The organism is Leeuwenhoekiella sp. W20_SRS_FM14, from assembly GCF_052119605.1.
In the GTDB taxonomy this organism is placed as follows: Bacteria; Bacteroidota; Bacteroidia; order Flavobacteriales; family Flavobacteriaceae; genus Leeuwenhoekiella.
This window is the reverse complement of sequence record NZ_JBGQOK010000002.1, coordinates 503,457-527,134: the sequence shown is the minus strand read 5'-3', so window position 1 is coordinate 527,134 and position 23,678 is coordinate 503,457. Positions and strand designations below refer to the sequence as shown.

Annotated in this window: 21 protein-coding genes and 1 riboswitch; of the genes, 13 read left to right on the top strand and 8 right to left on the bottom strand. The window is 35.1% G+C overall.

Going from position 1 to position 23,678, the window contains the following annotated elements:
• Positions 1–3 precede the first annotated feature (3 nt).
• Complete coding sequence (locus ACEN25_RS05815; protein WP_441802084.1) at positions 4–1,491, top strand: S41 family peptidase; 1,488 nt, start codon at positions 4–6, stop codon at positions 1,489–1,491.
• 81 nt (positions 1,492–1,572) lie between these two features.
• Here the strand turns inward: ACEN25_RS05815 and ACEN25_RS05810 are convergent, their stop codons facing one another.
• Together ACEN25_RS05810 and ACEN25_RS05805 are read right to left on the bottom strand one after the other, a co-directional pair.
• The gene (locus tag ACEN25_RS05810; RefSeq protein ID WP_441802083.1) at positions 1,573–2,616 is read right to left on the bottom strand and encodes a YncE family protein; all 1,044 of its coding nucleotides are present in this window, start codon (positions 2,614–2,616) and stop codon (positions 1,573–1,575) included.
• A gap of 9 nt (positions 2,617–2,625) precedes the next feature.
• The gene (locus ACEN25_RS05805; protein WP_441802082.1) at positions 2,626–4,464 is read right to left on the bottom strand and encodes a TonB-dependent receptor plug domain-containing protein; all 1,839 of its coding nucleotides are present in this window, start codon (positions 4,462–4,464) and stop codon (positions 2,626–2,628) included.
• Positions 4,465–4,494: 30 nt separating this feature from the next.
• A riboswitch (cobalamin riboswitch) is annotated at positions 4,495–4,775 on the bottom strand.
• Between the two features lie 99 nt (positions 4,776–4,874).
• Here ACEN25_RS05805 and ACEN25_RS05800 point away from each other — a divergent pair.
• The 6 genes from ACEN25_RS05800 to ACEN25_RS05775 are packed head-to-tail and all read left to right on the top strand — an operon-like array spanning position 4,875 to position 10,222.
• Positions 4,875–6,017, top strand: a complete 1,143-nt coding sequence (locus ACEN25_RS05800) for an ABC transporter substrate-binding protein (RefSeq protein ID WP_441802081.1) — start codon at positions 4,875–4,877, stop codon at positions 6,015–6,017.
• Positions 6,010–7,038 (top strand): iron chelate uptake ABC transporter family permease subunit, encoded by a 1,029-nt coding sequence (locus ACEN25_RS05795; protein WP_441802080.1) that lies wholly within the window; start codon positions 6,010–6,012, stop codon positions 7,036–7,038. The genes ACEN25_RS05800 and ACEN25_RS05795 overlap by 8 nt, the downstream gene beginning before the upstream one ends.
• A gap of 3 nt (positions 7,039–7,041) precedes the next feature.
• Positions 7,042–7,833 (top strand): ABC transporter ATP-binding protein, encoded by a 792-nt coding sequence (locus ACEN25_RS05790; protein ID WP_441802079.1) that lies wholly within the window; start codon positions 7,042–7,044, stop codon positions 7,831–7,833.
• A gap of 41 nt (positions 7,834–7,874) precedes the next feature.
• Positions 7,875–9,209, top strand: coding sequence for a DNA recombination protein RmuC (locus ACEN25_RS05785; RefSeq protein ID WP_441802078.1), 1,335 nt, complete (start codon positions 7,875–7,877; stop codon positions 9,207–9,209).
• Positions 9,210–9,254: 45 nt separating this feature from the next.
• The gene (locus ACEN25_RS05780; RefSeq protein WP_028374860.1) at positions 9,255–9,623 is read left to right on the top strand and encodes a hypothetical protein; all 369 of its coding nucleotides are present in this window, start codon (positions 9,255–9,257) and stop codon (positions 9,621–9,623) included.
• Between the two features lie 53 nt (positions 9,624–9,676).
• A complete protein-coding gene (locus tag ACEN25_RS05775) occupies positions 9,677–10,222 on the top strand; it encodes an acyl-CoA thioesterase (protein ID WP_441802077.1) in 546 nt (181 codons plus the stop codon).
• 56 nt (positions 10,223–10,278) lie between these two features.
• On the opposite strand, the gene ACEN25_RS05770 is transcribed toward ACEN25_RS05775, so the two are convergent.
• The 3 genes from ACEN25_RS05770 to rpmH all read right to left on the bottom strand — a co-directional run bounded on the left by ACEN25_RS05770 (position 10,279) and on the right by rpmH (position 14,121).
• A complete protein-coding gene (locus ACEN25_RS05770) occupies positions 10,279–10,872 on the bottom strand; it encodes a T9SS type A sorting domain-containing protein (RefSeq protein WP_441802076.1) in 594 nt (197 codons plus the stop codon).
• A 127-nt stretch (positions 10,873–10,999) separates the two neighbouring features.
• The gene (gene carB / locus ACEN25_RS05765) at positions 11,000–13,852 is read right to left on the bottom strand and encodes a carbamoyl-phosphate synthase large subunit (RefSeq protein WP_441802075.1); all 2,853 of its coding nucleotides are present in this window, start codon (positions 13,850–13,852) and stop codon (positions 11,000–11,002) included.
• Positions 13,853–13,959: 107 nt separating this feature from the next.
• Entirely contained in the window at positions 13,960–14,121 is a 162-nt protein-coding gene (gene rpmH / locus ACEN25_RS05760) for a 50S ribosomal protein L34 (RefSeq protein ID WP_028374856.1), read from the bottom strand.
• Between the two features lie 218 nt (positions 14,122–14,339).
• Here rpmH and ACEN25_RS05755 point away from each other — a divergent pair, with 218 nt between their 5' ends.
• Both ACEN25_RS05755 and ACEN25_RS05750 read left to right on the top strand, forming a co-directional pair.
• On the top strand, positions 14,340–14,897 hold the full coding sequence (locus ACEN25_RS05755; RefSeq protein WP_441802074.1) for a DUF2892 domain-containing protein: 558 nt from the start codon (positions 14,340–14,342) through the stop codon (positions 14,895–14,897).
• 171 nt (positions 14,898–15,068) lie between these two features.
• Positions 15,069–15,773, top strand: a complete 705-nt coding sequence (locus tag ACEN25_RS05750; protein WP_441802073.1) for a TlpA family protein disulfide reductase — start codon at positions 15,069–15,071, stop codon at positions 15,771–15,773.
• Between the two features lie 87 nt (positions 15,774–15,860).
• Here ACEN25_RS05750 and ACEN25_RS05745 read toward each other — a convergent pair whose 3' ends face one another.
• Together ACEN25_RS05745 and ACEN25_RS05740 are read right to left on the bottom strand one after the other, a co-directional pair.
• Positions 15,861–16,817: a lytic transglycosylase domain-containing protein gene (locus ACEN25_RS05745; RefSeq protein ID WP_441802072.1), complete on the bottom strand. Its 957-nt coding sequence runs from the start codon at positions 16,815–16,817 to the stop codon at positions 15,861–15,863.
• A 37-nt stretch (positions 16,818–16,854) separates the two neighbouring features.
• Positions 16,855–17,505, bottom strand: a complete 651-nt coding sequence (locus ACEN25_RS05740; protein ID WP_441802071.1) for an alpha/beta hydrolase — start codon at positions 17,503–17,505, stop codon at positions 16,855–16,857.
• Positions 17,506–17,657: 152 nt separating this feature from the next.
• Here ACEN25_RS05740 and ACEN25_RS05735 point away from each other — a divergent pair, with 152 nt between their 5' ends.
• Entirely contained in the window at positions 17,658–17,957 is a 300-nt protein-coding gene (locus ACEN25_RS05735; protein WP_081817300.1) for a GNAT family N-acetyltransferase, read from the top strand.
• Positions 17,958–18,004: 47 nt separating this feature from the next.
• Here ACEN25_RS05735 and mtaB read toward each other — a convergent pair whose 3' ends face one another.
• The gene (gene mtaB, locus ACEN25_RS05730) at positions 18,005–19,345 is read right to left on the bottom strand and encodes a tRNA (N(6)-L-threonylcarbamoyladenosine(37)-C(2))-methylthiotransferase MtaB (RefSeq protein WP_441802151.1); all 1,341 of its coding nucleotides are present in this window, start codon (positions 19,343–19,345) and stop codon (positions 18,005–18,007) included.
• A 214-nt stretch (positions 19,346–19,559) separates the two neighbouring features.
• Here mtaB and ACEN25_RS05725 point away from each other — a divergent pair, with 214 nt between their 5' ends.
• The 3 genes from ACEN25_RS05725 to ACEN25_RS05715 all read left to right on the top strand — a co-directional run bounded on the left by ACEN25_RS05725 (position 19,560) and on the right by ACEN25_RS05715 (position 23,672).
• Positions 19,560–21,179 carry an ABC transporter substrate-binding protein gene (locus ACEN25_RS05725; RefSeq protein ID WP_441802150.1) on the top strand — a complete coding sequence of 540 codons (1,620 nt, stop codon included), beginning with the start codon at positions 19,560–19,562 and terminating at the stop codon, positions 21,177–21,179.
• A 551-nt stretch (positions 21,180–21,730) separates the two neighbouring features.
• On the top strand, positions 21,731–22,354 hold the full coding sequence (locus ACEN25_RS05720; RefSeq protein ID WP_441802070.1) for a TetR/AcrR family transcriptional regulator: 624 nt from the start codon (positions 21,731–21,733) through the stop codon (positions 22,352–22,354).
• Positions 22,344–23,672 carry a TolC family protein gene (locus ACEN25_RS05715; protein WP_441802069.1) on the top strand — a complete coding sequence of 443 codons (1,329 nt, stop codon included), beginning with the start codon at positions 22,344–22,346 and terminating at the stop codon, positions 23,670–23,672. The genes ACEN25_RS05720 and ACEN25_RS05715 overlap by 11 nt, the downstream gene beginning before the upstream one ends.
• Positions 23,673–23,678 lie beyond the last annotated feature (6 nt).

Genomic DNA, 23,678 nt, shown 5'->3' with positions numbered 1-23,678 from the left:
AGTATGAAAAAGTATTTTTTAGTATCACTCTTAGCTGTAGGATTTTTAAGTTCGTGCTCTAGCAATGATGATACCGCAGAACCAGTAGTTGTTGATCCTGTTGAAGAACCGGAGCCAGAACCAGAATTAAATCGCGCTGATTATCCTATCCAGGATTTTATGTATCAGGCGATGAATGTGTATTATTTATACAAACCAGATGTAGATGTATTAGCAGATGATTTCTTTACTGATACACCTACATACGTGAAGTTTTTATCAGAAAATCCTGTACCCGAAGATTTCTATTCTAATGTACTTGTTACTAATGGAGATCGCTTCAGTTTTCTAACAGATAATTATGTAGAACTCGAAAATAGTTTTTCTGGTGTTAGTAAAAGTAACGGATTAAAATTTAGCCTCGTTCGCTTTTCAGGCACTGATGATATATTTGGATACGTACGCTACGTTGCACCTAATTCTACTGCTTCCGCAAGTATAATTGAACGTGGTGATTTATTTACGCGAATAGATGGTACTACATTGACTATTAATAATTATCAAATGTTATTAGCTCAGGATACGTACACCTTGAGTTTAGCAAGTGTAACCAATAATACAGTTAGCGAAACTGGCGAAACTGTAGAATTAAATAAAGTTGAAGGATTTGTAGAAAATCCCGTATACATAGCTAAAACTCTAGATATAAATGGCACTAAAATTGGTTATTTGATGTACAACTCATTTGTCTCAAATTTTGATGGAGAACTGAATGATGCTTTTGCCCAATTTAAGGCTGATGGAATAACAGATTTAGTTTTAGATTTAAGATATAATGGTGGTGGTTCTGTTGCCACCGCTATTGATTTGACTTCAATGATTACCGGTCAATTTGAGGGTCAAATTTTAACAAAACAACAATGGAATCCTGAAGCTCAGGCTTATTTTGAGTCTGAGGCTCCAGAAAGTTTATTAAGTAGATTTAATTCTACTATATATACAGGAACTCCTCAAGAACAGCCTATAAACAGTTTAAATTTAAATCGCCTTTATGTTATAGGTACGGGAAGTACCGCTTCTGCAAGTGAATTAACAATTATAGGTTTAAGACCGTATATAGATGTAAAAACTATAGGTAAAACCACAGTTGGTAAATTTCAGGCTTCGACTACACTGTATGATTCAAATAATTTTGGAAGAGCAAATGCAAATCCTAATCATACCTATGCCATTCAACCTTTAATTTATACCTATAGAAATGCAAATGACGTTATAGGTCCTCCTACAGGTATAGAACCGGACTTTGAATTAGAGGAAGATCTTACTAATCTTGGAGAACTGGGTAATCCTACAGAACCATTATTAAGTCTGGCATTAGATCAAATTTTAGGTCGAAAATCTTCAACTAAGAGAAGCGAACCAAGATCTTTTGAGTTATTAGGTGAGAGTGAAATGTTTTCTCCTACCTATCAACGAATGTATGTTGACAAAGTTCCTCAAATCAAAAAATAAATTAAAATTTTTTGATAAAAGTAAAGCGGCTTAACCAAATGGTTAAGCCGCTTTTTTTATATAATTAATTGAATTAAAAGTTTAGTTGAAATAAAAACCATTGGGTCCTAATCCTACAGGGATATTCTTTAATAGTTCACCATCTAAAGTATAAATTTCAACAAAGCTATCTGAAGAAAAATCACCCCCGTCTGCTATATAAATACGATCATTTTTAACACTAAAACCATACATAACTCCAAATGCGGAATTAGACTCGTATGTTAATAATGGTGTCACAGGCTCTTCTAAAACCGAAATAAGCATACTGTAAACTGCTTTTCCGTTTGTGAAATAAGCCAACCCATTCTCAACATCTAAGTTTACAGGATTATTTAAAGTCGTAAAGCTTAAAGAAGAAACCTCTGCTCCTGTAGATTTACTAAACTCTTGAAATTTGCCACCTCCTATTGTGTAAACTACGTCTCCTACTACCTCAAAAGAATCTAATCCTTCTGCAGTAGTTATAGATTTTAACACGGCTTCTGTACTAGGATCAAAAACATTTATTTTATTGCCACTTCCAAAAGCACTTCCCTGAATATAAAGTAAGCCCTCACTTTCTTGAATTTTTTCTACATAATTTCCTATAACTACAGATTTTTCTACGGTTAGCGTAGTTAAGTCTATAATTGCAACATAGTCATCAGCGTTTGTGGTATAGTCATCTTGATTTGTTACATAAGCCTTACCATCTAAAACTGTTCCGTAACGTGGGAATGATAGCCCCTCATCGATTACATCTATTAATTCAAAAGTATATCGATCTACAACTGTTATTAAATTTGAGCCGTTAGAGATTACATAAGCACGTGAATCATCAAAAAATATAGATTGCGTAAAAACGCCTAAATCATTTGCATTAGGATTTACTACATTAAAAATATTTTGTTCTACAGTATTAAGGTCATCACTAATAAATGAGACCGTTCCCCCATCATTAAATCCTCCTTCATTTACCACAAAAAAACCATCAGTATAATCACCTTCAGGAATTAATTCTATTAAATCGTCATTATCGTCTGTACACGAGTTGAATAAAAAAGCACCTAAGAGTGCTAATACTGCTAGTTTATTAATTTTCATAATTGGTATTTATAATTTAAAATTTAGATACATATTAAAATTCCTTCCCGGCATCCAGCGGCTTTCAACGCTTTGATATTCGGTGTTTAAAAAATTGTTTACACGAGCGCCCAATTCGTAGTTCTTTTCTTTTCCGAAGCTATAACCCAGACTAAAATTACCCACGTTATACGCATCCAGATTATAACGGCTATTGTTATCGCTACGGGTAAAGACTTCGCCTACATACAGATACTGCAATGATGCATTAAACCTTTTATAACCATAATCTAGTGTCCCTGTAGCTTTATGAAAAGGCACATAGATAAGTTGGTTCCCGGTTTGTTTATTTTCAGATACTGTGTATGCGTATGTTGCATTTAAAGAGATACGATGCTCTTTATTGAAATTTTTAGACCAACTTAACCCAGATTCAAGACCGTAAATCTCCACTTCGTCTACATTACTTGGACTCCAAACACCACCCGCTCCCGGCAACCAGCGAATCATATCTGTGATAGAATTGTAATAACCCGTTAGATTAAGCTGAATAGAATTGAAGTTAAAAACGGCACCCAACTGACCTTGAAGTGATTTCTCTGGGAGTAAATCCAGGTTGCCGCCGGTTTCCCAGTACAAGTCGTTGTAGGTAGGTATTCTAAAATTTCTTGATACGTTAAGGTTTAAGCTGAAAAAATCACTTAAGGCTTTTGTTGCTCCAAAAGAAAATAAAAACGGACTATCATAATTCTCAGTTTGCTCTTTCCTTATTCCTAATTCATAATTAAAATCGTTTGCCAGTTGATGCTTCAATAACAATGCGGCAGCAAAAATATTACGGTCATTATCGCCAAAACTAGAACCAAAACCGCTGGTAGATGTATTAGTCAATACGGAATTCAGTTTGAGCCGGTCTGAAATTTGATAGCTCAAATCATACTTGGTAATAAACGTTTTAGCCTTTCCGAAAGAATAAACTTCACTATCTATATTTGCAAAATATTTATAAAACTCTTCAAGATAGGCCACATGAGCTATACCCTTAAAGGAACCAAAGCTGTGTTCCCATTCGAGTAAATTTTTACTGTTAAGATCCTGATATTTAGTCTTAGTTTCTGAAGCCCGTGTAATTGCAAAATGTCGTTCTCCGTTAAAAAGTTCACTAAATATGCGTATTGAATTTTTTGAATTGATTTTAAATCCGAGTCCAACATTTAAGGCTGTGTTTTCAAAATTTCCGTTTAAATTTTTTCTTCTATTTGGAAGCTCATAATCATTATCGCTGCTGTTATGGGTTAGAGCTAGATTTAAACTCCATTTTTTGGTACCCAGATTCAAATTGTATCGGGCATCCTGGGTGTTATAACTACCGTATTGCAGAAAAAGATTATGCGCTTGTTGATCTTCATAGGTTAACCGCGTATTCAAATGTACACTACCTCCTATTGCACCGGTACCATAAACAACACTACTACCACCGCCACGCACAGCAATCTCGCTGTAAGCGCCCGCATTAACCGTATTAAAATCTAGCTGGCCGTTTAATTGAGAATTTATATTTATACCATTCCATAAAACAGCAGTTTGTGAAGCTGTAGTACCTCTAAATGAGGGTGAGGATACCATTCCCAATCCATTTTCTTTAAAATAAATAGGCGTGTTAAAATTGAGCGTATTGGTGAGAAGTGGCCTGTTTTTACGCAATATCGTATCTGATAAAACGGTAAGATTTCTTCCTGTAGAAAATTCTTTTAATTTACTATCTGTAAGATATACAGAGTCTAAGGCAGTGAACGGGCGTTCCTGAGCTTTTAGGGATAATGCAGTAAGCATTACCAGGGTGATGATGTAATTAGATATATATTTCATATTCGCCAGACCTCTATCCCGAAAGTCATTTGTTAAATGTTATTTCTGGCAGGTCTCCTGGCTTGCGTATAAAGATTAACCTTCCCACCTAAAAAGGCAGTGGTATTTAAGAACAATCTTTACCATCCGTCAAATGCGGACTAAGCTTACAGTTGCGGGAACAGCTCAGGAATTTTCGAACTATGAAGTGAAAAAAATACAAAATCATTAAATTTCGTATTAGCTCATTCTACTTCGTATGTGAAATCACCTGATTCCCTTTTAAGTCATTTTTTAGAATAAAAAATGACACCAAAAACTAAAGCGCGAAGTTAATCAAATGTGTTACGCTACCTTGCTTTTTTTAATTAATCTTACTTTTGGGTTTTGAATAATACATTCTAAATCAATTTTAAATCTATATAATTCTGATGCGCAGTTTATTACCTATCGTATTTATTTGTTTATCATGCTCTATATCCTCTTGTAAAAAAGAGAACAAAGAAGTTGATAAGCATTTTCGTGAAGGAATTGAGCAAAAGATTAGTTACGCTAAGGGTTTTGAAATTATCCGTTACAAAACTTTTAAAATTATCACAGTCTCTAAAGCCTGGCCTAATAGTGATAAGACATTTAACTACGCCTTGGTTCAACGAGGGATCCAATTACCAGATAGTATTACAGCAGATGCGGTGATAGAAATACCCGTAGAAAAGATCGTGGTAACTTCAACCACACACATCCCGGCATTAGAGTTACTGGGTGTGACACAAACGTTAAAAGGATTTCCCAATCTGGATTATATTTCTTCGGAAACAGTACGAAAACACATTAAAAACGGCGCTATTAAAGAGTTAGGGCAAAATGAATCTATTAATACTGAAAGTACTATAAATCTTAACCCTGATGTTTTAGTAAGTTTTGGTGTTGATGGTGAAAACAAAGCGTTGAGTTCTATTAAAAGAGCAGGAATACCAGTTATTTATAATGGCGATTGGGTAGAAACCACGCCTTTAGGACAGGCAGAATGGATTAAATTTTTTGCAGCACTTTACGATAAAGAGGCAGAAGCAGATTCTATTTTTAATAGGATTGAAGGTCAATATCGTAACCTAAAAACAAAAGCTGCTCAGGCAAAATCAAAACCCTCCGTTTTAAGCGGAGCCATGTTTAAAGATGTCTGGTATTTACCTAAAGGAGATAGCTGGGCAGCTCAACTTGTTGCAGATGCGCACGCAGATTATATCTATAAAGAAACTAGAGGTACCGGTAGCGCTGCCCTAAGCGTAGAAGAAGTTTTAAATACCGCTCAGAATGCAGATTTCTGGATTTCACCAAATAGTTTTGAAACCTACAGTGATCTGAGCGCCGGCAATGCTGTTTATAAACAATTTAAAGCCTTTAAAAATCATAAAATTTATGGCTTCGGAAGTGCAAAAGGTGCAACAGGAGGTCTGCTTTATTACGAGCTGGCTCCTTCAAGACCAGATTGGGTACTTGCAGATTTAGTTGCTATTTTTCACCCGGAACTAACTGTAAATTATAAACCTCATTTTTTTAAACCTCTTGATTAGCCCTAAAAACCACAGCTCAAAATTCGGTTTACTGGTACTATTGCTTTTTGCTTTATTTCTGGTCAACATTGCTTTGGGCTCTGTTCATATTCCTATAGAAGCGATTTTTAAGATAATTCTGGGTGACGAGCGTGTAAAAAGTGCGTGGACCTACATTATCATAGATTATCGAATTCCCAAAGCGATAGCAGCTATTTTAACCGGTAGCGGCCTGGCGATTGCCGGTTTAATGATGCAAACACTATTTAAAAATCCGCTTGCAGGACCATTTGTTTTAGGAATAAGCAGTGGTGCAAGTCTGGGCGTTGCTTTTTTAATTCTAGGCGGAAGCGCTTTAGGACTTTCGGCTATTATCGCTCCCGGAAGCTGGGGTACCATACTTGCTGCAAGCATAGGCAGTTTTGCCGTGTTGAGTGTTGTTTTACTCGTAGCCTCCCGCGTACGTGACGCGATGGCCTTACTTATTATAGGGTTAATGTTTGGAAGTTTAACCTCTGCCGTCGTAAGCATTCTAGCCTATTTTAGTCCCGCTGAAGAATTACAGCGGTATATGTTTTGGTCTTTTGGAAGCCTCGGAGATATTTCCTGGAGTGCTCTGGGCATACTTACTATTTGCTACACAATAAGTATAGTATTAGCCTTTACCATTTGTAAAAGTCTCAACAGTCTATTACTTGGAGATTTATACGCACAGTCAATAGGTGTTTCTCTTCAAAAAAGCAGATTTATAATTTTAATAGCCACCAGTATTCTTGCAGGAAGTCTAACCGCATTTTTGGGACCTATTGCTTTTGTAGGACTTGCGGTACCGCACCTTGTACGACAGTGGTTTACCGCTTCAAATCACTGGGTTCTTATGCCAGCCTGCCTTCTGGGTGGTGCTGTATTGATGTTAATTTGTGATACACTGGCACAAATGCCAGGATTAGAGTTTACACTTCCTATTAACTCAATAACATCAATTATAGGTGCTCCTGTTGTGATTTGGCTTTTAATTCGAAAAAAGAAACTCTTGTTTTAAAATATGGAAGTTTCTCAAAAACATACAAATCTGAGTTGTGAAAATCTATCTGTGGGCTATTACGTTAAAGCAGAAAATAAAACAATTGTTAGCGAGGTAACTCTTGATCTTTCTCAAGGAGATTTCACAGCAATGGTGGGTATAAACGGCTCAGGTAAATCAACACTGTTGCGTACGCTTGCAGGTCTTCAAAAACCCCTTTCTGGGAATGTTTATCTTGATAACAAAACTTTAGACTCCTACCCTGCACTTTTAAAATCTAAACTTTTAAGTCTGGTATTGACTAACCAACAAATTTCAAAAAACCTAACGGTTCTTGAATTGGTTACGCTAGGCAGACAACCGTATACAAACTGGCTGGGATCACTTTCTAAAGCTGATAAAACACACATTCTTGATGCAATTGAAGCTACAGAGCTAGAACAATTTAAGAATACAAGTTGTTTTGAACTAAGTGACGGCCAATTACAACGTGCGCTTATAGCTCGGGCCCTTGCTCAGGATACAGATATAATTTTATTAGATGAACCTACAACGCATCTTGATTTACATCACAAAGCCTCCATCTTTATATTGCTGAAAAAAATTGCGCATACTAAGAATAAAACCATCTTATGTACTACTCACGATATTGAATTGGTTCTTTCGCTTTGTGATAAAATGATTGTATTAAAAGAGGGAAAAAGTCATATCAACACACCGGAACAATTAATAAAATCGGGAATATTTGAAAATCTGTTTCCCGATGATAAAATAGGTTTTGATATGCAATCACAACGGTTTTTTATTCGGTAAGAGAAGAGCCTAATCCTTATCTTTGAAACAAAGTAAATCTAATGAATGAAAGCCTACTACTTCTTGGAGTTGCTCTAGTCTGTATCGTCGTTGGTGTTGTATTAGGCTATTTTATCGCATCTCTCAAAAACAAAACGGAGACTGGTAAATTGAATGAACGCCTCAATCTTAAAGCAGAGCAGTTAAATACTGCAACGCAAACCAATATCGACTTAAAACAAGCAAACGCACATTTACAACAAAAGAAGGAGTTTTTACAAAACGAACTTACAAGTACTACAGTTGCTTTTGAGAATTTACAGCAACGTATAGAAGAAAAAACTTCTGAGTTAGAGCAGCTGCAAATTAAATTCACCAAAGATTTTGAAATTGTAGCCAATAAAATACTGGATGAGAAATCTTCTAAATTCACACTTCAGAATAAAGAAAATCTAGATCTTATTTTAAAACCACTTCAGGAAAAAATAAACAGTTTTGAAAAGAAAGTGGAGGATACAAATAAAGAAAGTTTAGGTCGGCATAGTGAACTAAGACAACAAATAAAAGGTCTGGCCGAACTTAATTTACAAATGAGTAAAGATGCAGACAATCTTACTAAAGCTCTTAAAGGAGATGCTAAATTACAGGGTAACTGGGGCGAACTTATTTTAACCCGGGTTCTTGAAAAGTCTGGTCTTGAATTGGGAAGAGAATATACCTTACAAGATAGCCATACCACAACAGATGGAAAACGTCTGCAAACTGATGTAATCATTCATTTACCAGATGGTAAGAAAATGATTGTTGACAGCAAAGTTTCACTTGTTGCTTTTGAACGTTTCGTTTCAGAAGATGATGCAGATTTAAAGTCGACTTATCTTAAACAACACATACTTTCCGTTAGAAAGCATATAGATACGTTAAGTACAAAGAACTATCACGTTCTTTTAGATGAAAGTCCCGATACCGTTTTTATGTTCATTCCTATTGAGCCGGCTTTTGCAATAGCTTCTGCAAATGAACCCCAACTCTATGAAGATGCTTTTACAAAAAATGTAATAATTGTTACACCTTCTACACTCCTGGCGGCGCTAAAACTGGTAGAAAATCTCTGGCAAAATGACAAACAAAAACGCAATGCAATAGAAATTGCTACCCAGGCCGGAAGGTTATACGATGCGTTCACCTTACTCACAGACGAGCTCCTAAAAATAGGAAATCAACTAGGTACGGTAAACGCTACATACGAGCGTACTATGACTAAACTTACCGGCAGAGGTAATCTTATAACCCGCGTTGAAAACCTAAAAACGTTAGGAGCTAAGGCTACTAAGCAACTTGATCAAAAACTGGTTAAAAGAGCTAAGGAAGAATTAGATTATGAAAAAGAAATCTAGAGTTGCATCTTGCAGCTTATTGAATACTAAACAGAATTTGTTTTTATGAAAAAACTACTCCTCATCGTTTTAGCTGCAATTGCATTATTTGCAGTTTTATTTTATAGCTTTATTTACGCCGTCCCATACAGTGAAGGTACTCGTGCGGGTGAGCTTATTAAATTTAGCAGCAAAGGTGTACTTATTAAAACCTGGGAAGGACAAATAAGTCAAGGTATTAGCGGAGCTCAAATATTTGATTTCTCTGTGATGGGAAGCGAAGATGATGTTATTGAAAAACTGAAAGAATATCAGGGAAGTTATGTAAAGCTCACTTATGTTGAGCGCTATGCTACTTTTTTCTTTTGGGGAGATACAAAATATTTTATAACAGACATATCTAAAGAAAACTCCCCACATTTTAACAGGCAATAAATCACTTTTAGATATACTAAATAATATAATTAACCCATTACATAAAATTCCTATTGAATACATTTAAGAGAATTGAACAATCACAGGTAACCATAAGTGAGCTTATGCTGCCCTCACACACTAATTTTAGCGGTAAGATTCACGGTGGCTATATTTTATCCTTAATGGATCAAATTGCATTTGCCTGTGCTTCTAAACACTCTGGAAATTATTGTGTAACTGCTTCTGTAGATACCGTAGATTTTTTAAAACCTATTGAAGTAGGCGAACTGGTTGTTATGAAGGCTTCGGTTAATTTTGTGGGGCGTACATCAATGGTTGTAGGAATACGTGTAGAATCTGAAGATATACATAGCGGCATTATAAAACATTGTAACTCGAGTTATTTTACTATGGTTGCAAAAAACGATAAAGGTGAAAGCATGCCGGTTCCAGGTTTGGTTTTAAAAACCGAAAAAGAAGTACGAAAATTTTTAAAGAGCCTAAGGAGACAGGAAATGAAAAAAACGCATCGAAAAGAGACTTCTGAGAAACAAGAAATCAATAACGAAGATCTTGAAATATTGAAAAACTCCCACAAGGTAGAGCTTCAGTATTAAACATAAAAAAAGCGAATCATTAAGATTCGCTTTTTTATTATATAATTTTATGTGTTTTAATTTTTCACTAGCTTCTGAGTAAATGATCGTGAGCCATTATCTATTTGAACCAGATATACGCCACGTTTTAATTCACTCACATCCATTCCGCTTTGCGCCATTGAAGAACTTAGCAAATTACGTTTTACTTGTTTTCCCAACACATCGTAAAATGTTATCTCTAAAGGATCTGATTCTGCAGGATTTTCAAAGTAAATACGGTCTTTAACCGGGTTAGGATAAATCTTATAGCCTTCCTTTTCTTTTAAAAAATACGATTTTGAATCTGTAACCTTGATTGAACCTTTTAAGCTCTTTTTAAAACTGCTCTCAAAAGTGTAGATGCCTTTTTTGTCAAACACAAACTCATATACACTACCTTTTACCTGAAGCTTCCGCAGCCCAAAATTTGTTGAAGTCCCGAAAGAGGTATTCATTAAATTTTGAGGAATGGTCTCTCCAAAAACCCATTGTACGGTATCTCCTACTTCAATCTCTAGTGTAGATTGCAAGGACTTAGATCCAGATTTCCAATCGATTATATGTGTTTCTTGCGCACTTATTGACGCAACAACAACAAATACTAAAATGTAGAGCCAGGTAAATTTCATGCCATATTACTGTGTTTGAGGACATTGTAAAGTTAAATAACTTTGACAAATTAAATACTAAAATTTTGCCATTATTATACTAATCTTTCACTAATGACGTTCGCGACAATAAAATGTTGCAAAAAAATTATCTACTTAAGTACATTTTTCTTCGAGCATAGATTTCATAGAACTCATCATCCTTCAGACTGTCTATAAATAAGATACTTTCACCTGTACTTTTCATTTCAGGTCCTAGTTTTTTATTTACATTATGAAACTTATTAAAAGAGAAAACCGGTTGCTTAATTGCGTAACCTTCTAGTTTAGGATTAAAATTAAAGTCGGTTACTTTTTTCTCACCTAACATAACTTTAGTCGCATAATTTACATACGGCTCGCCGTAAGCTTTTGCAATAAACGGCACCGTTCTGGATGCTCTAGGATTTGCTTCAATGATATATACCATATCGTCTTTAATAGCAAATTGTATATTTATTAAACCTACTGTATTAAGCGCTAATGCTATTTTATGTGTATGATCTTTTATCTGCTGAAGTACTAAATCTCCTAAGTTAAAAGGTGGTAGCGTTGCATTAGAATCACCTGAGTGAATTCCACAAGGCTCAATATGCTCCATAATACCTATGATGTATACATTTTCACCGTCACAAATTGCGTCTGCTTCAGCTTCTATTGCACCATCTAGATAATGATCTAAAAGCAATTTATTATTTGGAATCTTCCGAAGTAAGTCAACAACAGTTTCTTCTAATTCGTCTTTATTAATTACAATTTTCATTCCCTGTCCTCCTAATACATAAGAAGGTCTTACCAAAATTGGGAAATCTAATTTATCTGCTACAGCAAGTGCTTCTTCAGCAGTTTCTGCAACATCAAATTCTGGGTAAGGAATGTCATTTGCTTTTAATAATCTAGAGAAACTACCGCGATCTTCAGCTAAATCAAGAGCTTTATAACTAGTACCGATAATCTTAATTCCATATCGATCTAACTTTTCAGCTAACTTAAGAGCTGTTTGCCCACCTAACTGCACAATAACTCCTACCGGGTTCTCGTGACGAATGATATCATAAATATGTTCCCAGAAAACAGGTTCAAAATAAAGCTTATCTGCAATATCAAAATCTGTAGAAACCGTTTCGGGATTACAGTTTATCATAATAGTCTCGTAGCCGCATTCTGCAGCTGCAAGCACACCGTGCACACAACAATAGTCAAACTCAATACCCTGTCCTATTCGGTTAGGTCCAGATCCTAAGACTACAACTTTTTTCTTTTCGGTTACTTTACTTTCATTATCTGCAAATCGCTCGCCAGAGGCTAATTGCATATCATTCTCAAACGTAGAATAAAAATAAGGTGTCTGTGCAACAAACTCTGCAGCACAGGTATCTACGAGCTTATATACTCGGTTTATTTTTAATTCATCACGCTTCATAGTAACCTGACTTTCTAGGCAGTCAAGCATATGTGCAATTTGACGGTCTGCAAAACCTTTTTGTTTTGCCTCTAAAAGTAAATCTCTAGATAGTGTGTCTATATTGTATTTACCTATTTCTTTTTCTAAAGCGTCCATCTCTTCAAACTGCTTTAGAAACCACATGTCGATTTTTGTAATTTCGTGAATACGACTCAAGGGGATTCCCATTTGAATTGCATCGTAGATTACAAAGACACGATCCCAGCTTGCGTTTGTGAGTTTTTCAATAATGGTATCGTAATTCTTATATCCTTTACCATCTGCTCCTAAACCATTTCTCTTGATCTCAAGCGATTGTGTAGCTTTGTGAAGTGCTTCTTGAAATGAACGCCCAATACCCATAACTTCACCTACAGATTTCATCTGTAGTCCTAACGTACGGTCGCTACCTTCAAACTTGTCAAAGTTCCAACGAGGGATTTTTACAATTACATAATCTAAAGTTGGCTCAAATAATGCCGAAGTAGATTTTGTAATTTGATTTTGCAATTCATCTAAATGGTAACCTATAGCAAGCTTAGAAGCTATTTTAGCAATAGGATAACCGGTTGCTTTAGATGCTAGTGCAGATGATCTTGATACACGCGGATTGATTTCAATCGCAATAATATCTTCATTATCATCAGGGCTTACTGCAAACTGCACATTACAACCTCCGGCGAAATCCCCTATAGATCGCATCATATGAATCGCCATATCACGCATTTTTTGGTAGGTAACATCGCTTAAAGTCATTGCCGGAGCTACCGTAATAGAGTCACCTGTATGAATACCCATAGGATCCATATTCTCAATAGCACAGATAATAACTACATTATCATTCTTATCTCTAAGGAGTTCTAACTCATATTCTTTCCAGCCTATTAAAGCCTTATCTATCATCACCTCATGAATAGGTGATATCTCAAGTCCTCTACTCAAAAGCTCATCAAAATCTTCTGCTTTATGAACAATAGAAGCTCCTGCACCTCCTAAAGTATAAGATGCTCTAATTACTAAAGGAAAACCAAATTCCTGTGCGATCTCTTTTCCTTTTAAAAACGAAGTAGCAGTAGCTTGTGGAGCCATCCCTACGCCAATTTTCAACATCAATTCACGGAATTTCTCGCGATCTTCAGTAATATTTATTGCATCAATGTCAACCCCTATTAATTCAACACCAAAATCTTTCCAAATTCCTTTTTCGTCAGCCTCTATACACAAGTTTAATGCTGTTTGTCCTCCCATTGTAGGCAGCACCGCATCAATTTGTGGGTGTTCTTTAAGAATTTTTACAAGTGACTTTGTAGTTAGCGGTAACAAATAGACGTGATCTGCCATTGTGGGATCTGTCATTATTGTTGCTGGGTTAGAATTGATCAAAATAGTCTCAATTCCATCTTCACGTAATGAACGTAAAGCTTGAGTTCCCGAATAATCAAATTCACATGCCTGGCCTATAACGATAGGGCCAGAACCGATAATTAAAATAGACTTTAGGTTGTTGTTTTTAGGCATTTTAGCTCAGATTAAGAGTTTTGTATAAAATTACGGTAGGCGTATTTATAAAAAAAGGTGTTACTTAAAAAAGTAACACCTTGATATTTTAACGGTAATTCACCATTTTATCTTTTATGTCTTAGCTCAGAAGATACAGATAGTTTTTTTCTACCCTTAGCTCTTCTACGAGCAAGTACTTTACGACCGTTTGCGCTAGCCATACGCTCGCGGAAACCGTGTTTATTTTTTCTTTTTCTTTTTGAAGGTTGAAACGTTCTTTTGCTCATTGTGTATCTTCTTTAATCTTCCTTTAACTTTTCTATACTAAATGCTTTAAGAAATACCTTCTCAAAAGCTGGGCGCAAATATACAAACACTTTCCGTTTCGGCAAATGTAAAGTTTAAATTTTTTCAGATTGTTTTTATTACATTTGCATGCTCAATTTTATTGATAGATTTTTCAACTATTTAAAGCGGGTCAAACCTAAAAAAATTCAATCAACATATGTTTAATAAAAATATAAAATTAGTTCTTGCCGTTGTTATGATAGGATTAGCAATCTGGCAGTTTATAGATAGATCTATAGGTAATGGAATTATGCTTATTCTTTTAGCCGCTATTTTTGTTCTATTGTATTTTAAAAATGAAATCTTAATACTTGCTTTTCTGCGTTTGCGTAAACAAGATTTTGAAGGATCAAAAAAATGGCTTGATAAAATTAAAAATCCGGAAGGTGCCTTAACACAAAAGCAAAACGGGTATTACAATTATCTTAATGGTCTTATGCTATCGCAAACAAATATGACGCAATCTGAAAAATACTTCAAAAAAGCAGTTCAGTTAGGTCTTAGTATGGATGCTGACCTGGCTATGGCAAAAATAAATCTTGCCGGTATTGCGATGACTAAAAACCGAAGACGTGAAGCTGACATTCTTCTAACCGAAGCTAAAAAGCTAGACAAGCATAATATGCTTGGAGAGCAAATTAAAATGATGAAAAAGCAGATGAAACAGGCAGCTAATATGCCAAAACAACAATACGGTAGAGGAAGTAGAAGATAATTTCTACTTCTTAACCTATCATTGCCAACTGTCATTACCAATTCTAATCGTCTTATTTCTCTTAGTTAACAATCAAATACTTACGTTTGTTAGCCGATAAACAAATCCTTTTATCGATAAGTTTTCGCCATATCTCGTACTAGATCTAACTTCGCATTATATCGAAAGTACATGGCAAAAACACTACTCTTTCTTTTATTGGTATCTATTTTAAACATGTCTGCTCAGGAAGATCAAAAAATCTTTTTTTCTGAAGCTTTAGCTCTTAATATAGACGCATACAACACGAAAGTAGATACAGCTTTAGAACGTGGAGAATTTGACTATGCTAAATCCTTATTAGATACACTGGTTAAAGATCATCTTCAAGGTAGTTATATAGACCCTCTTCAATTTGAGAGTATTAATACATTTCTTACCTCAACCGAAGACATTGAACGACCAACGCTAATACTTACTTATGCCTCCTGGTGTATTCCCAGCGATGGTGAAATTCCTGTTTTAAATAAGTTAGCAGAACGCTATGGTACTATGGTTGACTTTGTAGTTCTCTTTTGGGATAATAAATCAACCGTAAAGAAGCTTTCAAAACAATTTGATAAAAATATACAGATTGTATATGTAGATGAAACTCAAAACAAGCATATGCAAACTGTGAATTTATTAAAACATGCTTTGGGGCTTTCTTTATCATTTGTTATAGCCAGCAATGGTGAGATTCTAGATATTAACAGAAGACCGGCAAATAAGTTTAATGCCAGTATTGAAGAAAACATTATTCAAAATATGAGATTTTTAACCCGGCAAATAGCAACCATTAATCTTGATCTTAACATCAACATTAATGACCTGCCAGAATCTTTAGCTACATTTTAAAATCAAAAACCAACTTGTTTATAAAAAAAAAGGAACCTCATGAGGTTCCTTTTTTTTTATAAATTTTATTTTAGTTTAGCAACAATACTATTGTCCTACAGTATAGCTATAACTTCCTTTTTCTGGGATTTCAATAAAATACTCCTTTTTAGAACTGTTATTAAGATGATCTTCGCGCAACCAGGGGTTGTGTAATTTCAAAATCTTATAATTTATTCCATAACCCTGAGCAAACTTGACAAAATTTGTAACCGGAGTATCTACCTTAACTTTATAAGTAGGAACTTTATTATATAAATCTTGCCTGGTAAAATTTAGACCGTACTTTTTAGGATCTGATAAAATTTCTTTTAGAGCTAGTATTCTAAAAACATATCTACCCGTTTCCTCCCCCAATAATAGATCATAATAGTCATTAACATCCTGCTCTCTTAATCGGCGACTAATCCCCGCGTTACCAGCATTGTAACCTGCAGCAGCAAGCGTCCACGATCCCAGATTATTTTTTGCAGCTTTAAGATACTTACAAGCTGCCCGCGTAGATAATTCTACATTATAGCGCTCATCTACATTGTCATTAACTTCAAGCCCTAATTCTTTACCGGTAGAACTTAAAATTTGCCAAAACCCGGTAGCACGTGCGGGAGAAACCGCCTGTGTTAATCCGCTTTCTATAACAGCCAGGTATTTAAAATCATCTGGCAAACCTTCCTCTTTTAAAATAGGTTCGATAATAGGAAAGTATTTATTTGCTCTTTTTATTAAAAGAAGCGCATTTGATTGCCAATACGTATTTACGAGAAGTTCTCGATCCATACGCTCTCTAATGTCGGGATCATTAAGTGCTAATTTTTCACCTGCAAAATCCATCTCACCAGGAAGCGGTATCGCATAGACATTATAATCGTTTACTAGTTTTTCTTCGTTAATCGAATTTTCCTTAATATTTTCGGGATCTGCGGTGTTTTGCTGCACAGCTTGCACGCAGATTGCTGTAGTTGCGATTAAGCCTATACCGGCTAATATTGATTTTATATTAATCATAAAAAATTAGTTTTGATGTTATTCTGCAAATTAGGGATTAATTACCGATAATTTTAGGGAGGTTTTTGTTAAACCATTTGCATTTTGAGATAATCATAACGTGGGTTCCACCCTTAACCGGTATACATTTATCTATATATTTATACGGAAAAACCGGATCTTCAGTTCCGTGAATATGCACTAAATCATCCAGGTATTCGGTTTGTTCCCAACACAGCATTTGCTTCAAAGCCCAATTGAGATAAATGGGATTTGTAATTGATAAGTACTTCTTGTACAATGCAACTTTATGCTTTAAACGATCTCCAACAGCATAATTAGAAAGTGTATCTATGTTGCGTACTAATTTAACCGGAGCAAGATGATATAAGCCTAATGCTCTTGAAAAGCGCATACGTCTGGGTAATTCAGCCTTACTTTTTACACTGCTTATAATTATTACTTTCTTATACTTGATATACTTCGCCATTTCCTGAACCACAACACCACCAAAACTCACACCTATAAGTACAGGATTTTTTTCCCTTACTTCTAAAAGCATTTTTTTAGCATAGTCTTCAAGACTGTCACTAACTTCAGGAATTTTCCAGGTCAGCGGGTGCAATTTATAATCGGTTTTTGGCAGTTTTATATATTCAAAAATGCTAGGGTTTGCTGCCATCCCTGGCATTAGATAGATATGAATCATACGCCTTAGTATTAATGCTTTAACAATTAAACTTCAATAAAACCACATTTTTTTTGTATATTTGTAACAATGTGTCAACATAATTATATTTTTTCGCATTATACCCCAAATTCTTTTCTTGAGTAAACGTAATTTCTTAAAACAAATTTTATATGGATGTAATGACAGCGATTGAATTAACAGACAACGAGTTTTTAAGACAATTTGAAGCAACCTTTGATGGCAAAATGGCAAAGATTGAATATTCACTTCAAGATCGAAAAATATTTCTTACAAAAATTAATATGCCCGAAGGAACTGAAGATAAAATGAATGACTTTATCGTAACAGTCTTTAAAGAAGTTGAAGATCGCAACATCAGCTTAGTCCCTACAAGTCCTGAGATCGCAAAATTTATGAGATCTAACCGCAGAAAGTATAAAAAATTACTTCCGGTAGGGATTAACATTTAATCCCAAGGACATTTAAAACCAAAAACCTGCCTCAACGGCAGGTTTTTTTATGCTGTTAATAGATCTTCGTTTTGATATGTAAACCGCACCAATCCGTCTTCATCTATTTCAGTAAGTTCTATTTGATGTATGGTGTTTACTAATGCAGGATCCCACGGCGCTTTCACTTTTACATAATTTTCAGTAAAACCATTAATATAACCGTTTTTGTTTTCTCCTTCAAATAAAACCTTATGAGTAGTATTAAGCTGCGATTCGTAAAAGGCTCTTCGCTTTTTAGCAGAAAGACCTCTTAACATTTTACTACGCTTTTTTCGCACTTTTAAAGGCACTGCACCGCTCATTTCTGCAGCCTTGGTGTTATCTCGCTCAGAATATGTAAAAACGTGTAGGTAGGAAATATCAAGCTCGTTTAAGAACGTATAGGTATCTAGAAAATGCTCATCTGTCTCTCCAGGAAAGCCAACAATCACATCGACACCAATGCACGCATTTGGCATTAATTTTTTAATTTCGGCAACCCGATCTACGTAAAGTTCACGCTTATACCTTCTACTCATTTTACCTAAAAGTTCATTATTACCACTTTGCAAGGGTATATGAAAATGAGGTACAAATGCACGGGATTGTGAAACCAGCTTTATCGTATCATTTTTTAAAAGATTAGGCTCTATACTAGATATACGTAAACGCTCAATACCATCTACTTTGTCTAAAGCTTTTACCAGATCTAAAAAGGTATGCTCGTGTTTTTTATTCCCAAACTCACCCTTACCATAATCGCCTATATTCACACCGGTAAGAACAATTTCTCGAATTCCCTGAGCTGCAATCTCCTTTGCATTAGCGATAACATTTGCTAATGTATCGCTACGAGATATGCCTCTAGCCAAAGGTATTGTACAATAGGTACATTTATAATCGCAGCCATCCTGAACTTTTAAAAAAGCACGCGTACGATCGCCTACAGAGTATGAGCCTACATAAAAATTAGCATCTTCTATCTCACAGCTGTGTACTTCTCCCATATCATTTTTAGAAAGATCATTTAAATAGTCTGTGATTTTAAATTTTTCGGTAGCTCCAAGAACCAGATCAACACCATCAACATCTGCAAGTTCTTCAGGCTTTAACTGGGCGTAACAACCTACAGCTGCAACAAAGGCATCAGGATTAGTTTTCTGAGCCTGCTTTACAATAGATTTAAATCGCTTATCTGCATTTTCAGTAACACTACAGGTGTTAATAACATAAATATCTGCAGCCTCGCTAAAATCTACCCGGTTAAAACCTTCACTTTTAAAACTTCTTGAGATTGTAGCTGTTTCAGAAAAATTAAGCTTACAACCTAAAGTGTAAAAGGCTACTTTTTTACCTGCTTCGTTCATTAGAATCTTCTTCACAATTGGTTACTTTTGTTTTTCTTTCGCAAAAGCGAAAAAAAAGGCGCCTGTTTAAAGTGCAAAGTTAACTACAATAATTCTATTGTTAAAGCTTTAGCCCCTATCGAATGATTAGTAACTTATGAATGCGTATTACCAAAGGTCTCAAAATATAATATCAAGTACAATTGTTCCCAGTACCCCATCACTCGTTTTCAACTTGAAAATTAATAGTTTAAAAAATCTTTGCATAGCTCTTTTAACCTGCTATTTACTTACATCGTGTAATTCTAAAACAGACACTTCGAATGAATTGAACGTTTTTAGATACAACGAGCATTATAATGTTGCCACGTTAGACCCGGCATTTGCCCGTAACCCTCCTATTATATGGCCCACAAATCAACTTTTTAATGGTTTGGTTCAACAAGATGATTCTTTAAATATAGTTGCAGACATTGCTAAAAGCTGGACGATAAGTGAAGACACAAAAACCTATACGTTTACACTACGTGATGATGTTGTATTTCATAAACATACTCAATTTAAAACTAAAGACAGTACACGAAAAGTTGTTGCTTCTGATTTCGTTTATAGTTTTGACCGTTTAAAAGATGCACAAGTTGCCTCTCCCGGCAGTTGGGTTTTAAACAATGTCAAAAGTTATTCAGCCGTTAACGACACCACGCTAGTTATAAATCTTGATAAAGAATTTCCGGCATTTATAGGACTTTTGACGATGCGATATTGCTCTGTAGTTCCTAAAGAAATTGTAGAATTTTACGGTACTGAATTTAGATCACATCCTATTGGTACCGGTCCTTTTAAATTTAAACGCTGGGAAGAAGGTGTAAAACTTGTTCTTCGAAAAAATGAGAATTACTTCGAAACAGATGAAAATGGAACGCCTCTACCCTATCTTGAAGCGGTAGCAATTACATTTTTACCCGATAAACAAAGTGAGTTCCTTCAATTTGCGCAAGGTAATCTGGATATGCTCAACAGCTTAGACCCTTCTTACAAAGACGAACTTTTAACTGCCACAGGTGAACTTAAGGGAAAGTATAAAAATGAAGTAAAAACTATTTCAGGTCCGTTTTTAAACACCGAATACTTAGGCTTCTTTTTACCCAGTAATGCAGAAGAGGTGCGTTCTATAGCCCTAAGACAGGCTGTAAATTATGGCTTTGATCGCTCAAAAATGATTAAATATCTGCGAAATGGTATAGGAACTCCTGCAAATGCCGGCTTTATTCCCACTGGATTACCCGGATATGGGACACCCGGATATGAATACAATCCTGCTAAAGCGCGAGAATTAATTAATGCCTATATTAAAGAAAGTGGTAATCCTGTGCCATCAATAACCATAGGTACAAATAGTCAATATCTTGATATATGCGAATACATTCAACGTGAACTTGGCAAATTAGGATTAAAAATTACTATAGATGTAATGCCACCATCTACACTTAGACAACTCAAATCTACCGGAAAATTAGATTCATTTCGTGCAAGTTGGATTGCAGATTATCCTGATGCCGAAAATTACCTATCTCTATATTACAGTAAAAATTTTACTCCTAACGGTCCCAATTATACACATTTTAAAGACGAATTGTATGACCGGCTTTATGAACAGAGTTTTAAAATAGCTGATATTGAAAAACGAAAAGTTATATATCAGAAAATGGACTCAATATTAATTTCAAAGGCTCCATTTGTCACGCTGTACTATGATCAGGTTATAAAGTTTGTACACAAAAATGTTACCGGACTTACTGCAAATCCTCAAGACTTTCTCGTTTTAAAACGCGTAAAAAAGTTAACTACGAAATAAATCAATGTATAAACAAGTAACTTATAATAGCCTAATCATACTAATAGATTATTAAAGGTAAATTTATGAGTTTTGGCGGGGCAGTCTCGGCGATGATTACGTCGATTAAAAACAACAAACGAGAACGTAAATCGAAATTTAATAATAGAAGTTCTAATACTACATCCACGACCTACAAACCTTTTGTAGATCATAAAAGGCCGAGCCCTAAACAACTAGAAAAATTACGCACAGAGATACGCTTAAATGCTAAAAACTATAAAAAGCGCGTACTTATCTATTTCATTTTTAGTCTTATAATTTTGATTCTATTTAGCGTTGCTATCGTTTATTCTGTTTAAATCTTAAATCTATAAAGCACGTAAAAACTTGAAGGCGATCAATTTTTAAGTTTTTTTGACAATCATTTTTCGGGATACGAATTTCATTACATCTTCCGCAGAGATTTATAACTACCCACGAAAACGATATAAGTTAAAAATAAATCAATTTAAATTTAAACAAACGTTTAATTTAAACAATTGTTTAATTTTGTACTCTAATATTAGCGTATGGATTTAAATGAGAAACAACTTCAGATCATTCAAGTAGCAGAAAAACTATTTTCAGAGCAGGGATTTGACGGTACATCCGTACGTCAAATAGCTAAAGAAGCAGATATTAATATCGCTATGATCTCTTACTATTTTGGATCTAAAGAAAAATTACTTGAGGTTCTTATGGTGTATAGAATGGCCAATTTTCAGGGAGATCTTCTTGGCATAATAGCTAATGATTCTATTTCCTTTTTTGAACGAATAGATTTAATAATTGCCATGATGATTAAGCGTATTCACGCAAACAGACGTATATATACGATTATACATTCTGAATCATCTAATAACAATCGCAGTATACAACTAGACCAGTATATTTCTCAAAAAAAAGACAATTTTAAAACCTTAGAAAATTTTATAAAGCGCGGTCAGGACGCTGGCAAATTTTCAAAGACTGTAGAAATCTCATTAGTGCTGCCTACACTCATAGGCACCTATTTTCACTTTCATTATAATCTTGAATTCTTCAAAGGTATTTACGATTTGAGTACCGAGTCAAAAATTCAAAACTATATAGAAACCACGCTAACAACACATTTACAAAATTTGATTAAAGCCCTATTAAAATATGAAAATTAGACATATCCTATTGAGTCTCTTTGTACTCTTAAGTGCAATATCTCTTAAGGCTCAAGAAAAAAAACAACTTTCGCTAGAGGAAGTGGTTACCATAGCACTCCATACTAGTGACGCATCTAAAATTAACAACTCACAAGTTGACATTGCTAAAGGCGCACTAGCAATTAGTAAAAATCTACAGTACCCAGATGTAAAAATTTCAGGACAATATCAATATCTAACTACGCCAAATATAAATCTGCAAATACCCATTACAACTACAGATTCTGGTTCTGAAGGCACTGCACAAACCTCACAACCTAATAATGTTAATGGTTTGTTGCTAGGCGCTGCAAATGTTTCAATGCCCCTGTTTTCAGGTTTTAAAATTAAGAATAGTATTGCTGCCAGAGAAAATCAATTGCAGGCAGCCATTTACAGCGCAGCTAATGATCAGGAACAACTCGCTTTAGATGCTGTTAAACTTTATTTACAATTATACAAAGCTAACGCCTCTGTAGATCTTGTAGAAGATAACTTAAAAAGTGCAACGCAGCGCGTGAAAGATTTCACAGCTATGGAAGAAAACGGCTTACTGGCTCGTAACGACCTTCTTAAAGCTCAATTACAGCAAGCAAATATTGAGTTAACGCTTGCAAATACTATAAAAAATGCACGCATCTTAAATTATAATTTAAATGCATTACTAAAATTGCCTGAAGATACGGCTATAGAAACTAATGTAAGCCCTTTCACCCCTGTAACAACTACATTACCCAGCATTTCAAAACGCAATGATCTTCAGGCTTTAAACTATCAGCAAGAAGCGCTTCAAGATGAAATTAAAGTTGCTAAAGGTGATTACCTGCCTTCGGTTGCACTTCTGGGTGGTTACACGGCATTAGACATCAATAACGCCTTAACTGTAACCAACGCGATGAATGTAGGAGTGGGTATATCTTACGATCTATCATCACTTTTTAAATCAAAAGCAGAGGTAAAATTAGCACAAACTAAAGCAGAGGAACTAAGCTACAAATTTGATTTAGCGACTTCTAAGGCCGAAGTAAATGCAAAAAATGCCTTAGAAGAATATAATCTAGCATTAAATACGCTTGAAGTTTACAAAGTTTCTGAAGAGCAAGCAGTAGAAAACTACCGTATTGTTAAAGACAAATACGACAATGGCCTTTCTGATACTAACGATCTGTTGGAAGCAGATGTACAACAACTGCAAACCCGCATAAATCTAGCTTACGCAAAAGCAGATATTACCCAAAAATATTACGAATTACTAAGTGCTGAAGGTGTGCTTACCAATCAATTTTCTAAAAATTAATCCTGC

Bases quoted from the DNA above. Each gene is read 5' to 3' on its own strand.
- ACEN25_RS05800 (WP_441802081.1), top strand. From the start codon at position 4,875: ATGCGCAGTTTATTACCTATCGTATTTATTTGTTTATCATGCTCTATA.
- ACEN25_RS05790 (WP_441802079.1), top strand. From the start codon at position 7,042: ATGGAAGTTTCTCAAAAACATACAAATCTGAGTTGTGAAAATCTATCT.
- ACEN25_RS05735 (WP_081817300.1), top strand. From the start codon at position 17,658: ATGGATGTAATGACAGCGATTGAATTAACAGACAACGAGTTTTTAAGA.
- ACEN25_RS05810 (WP_441802083.1), bottom strand. From the start codon at position 2,616: ATGAAAATTAATAAACTAGCAGTATTAGCACTCTTAGGTGCTTTTTTA.
- mtaB (WP_441802151.1), bottom strand. From the start codon at position 19,345: ATGAACGAAGCAGGTAAAAAAGTAGCCTTTTACACTTTAGGTTGTAAG.
- rpmH (WP_028374856.1), bottom strand. From the start codon at position 14,121: ATGAGCAAAAGAACGTTTCAACCTTCAAAAAGAAAAAGAAAAAATAAA.
- ACEN25_RS05715 (WP_441802069.1), top strand. From the start codon at position 22,344: ATGAAAATTAGACATATCCTATTGAGTCTCTTTGTACTCTTAAGTGCA.
- ACEN25_RS05750 (WP_441802073.1), top strand. From the start codon at position 15,069: ATGGCAAAAACACTACTCTTTCTTTTATTGGTATCTATTTTAAACATG.
- ACEN25_RS05745 (WP_441802072.1), bottom strand. From the start codon at position 16,817: ATGATTAATATAAAATCAATATTAGCCGGTATAGGCTTAATCGCAACT.
- ACEN25_RS05780 (WP_028374860.1), top strand. From the start codon at position 9,255: ATGAAAAAACTACTCCTCATCGTTTTAGCTGCAATTGCATTATTTGCA.
- ACEN25_RS05755 (WP_441802074.1), top strand. From the start codon at position 14,340: ATGTTTAATAAAAATATAAAATTAGTTCTTGCCGTTGTTATGATAGGA.
- ACEN25_RS05815 (WP_441802084.1), top strand. From the start codon at position 4: ATGAAAAAGTATTTTTTAGTATCACTCTTAGCTGTAGGATTTTTAAGT.
- carB (WP_441802075.1), bottom strand. From the start codon at position 13,852: ATGCCTAAAAACAACAACCTAAAGTCTATTTTAATTATCGGTTCTGGC.
- ACEN25_RS05720 (WP_441802070.1), top strand. From the start codon at position 21,731: ATGGATTTAAATGAGAAACAACTTCAGATCATTCAAGTAGCAGAAAAA.
- ACEN25_RS05805 (WP_441802082.1), bottom strand. From the start codon at position 4,464: ATGAAATATATATCTAATTACATCATCACCCTGGTAATGCTTACTGCA.
- ACEN25_RS05785 (WP_441802078.1), top strand. From the start codon at position 7,875: ATGAATGAAAGCCTACTACTTCTTGGAGTTGCTCTAGTCTGTATCGTC.
- ACEN25_RS05740 (WP_441802071.1), bottom strand. From the start codon at position 17,505: ATGATTCATATCTATCTAATGCCAGGGATGGCAGCAAACCCTAGCATT.
- ACEN25_RS05770 (WP_441802076.1), bottom strand. From the start codon at position 10,872: ATGAAATTTACCTGGCTCTACATTTTAGTATTTGTTGTTGTTGCGTCA.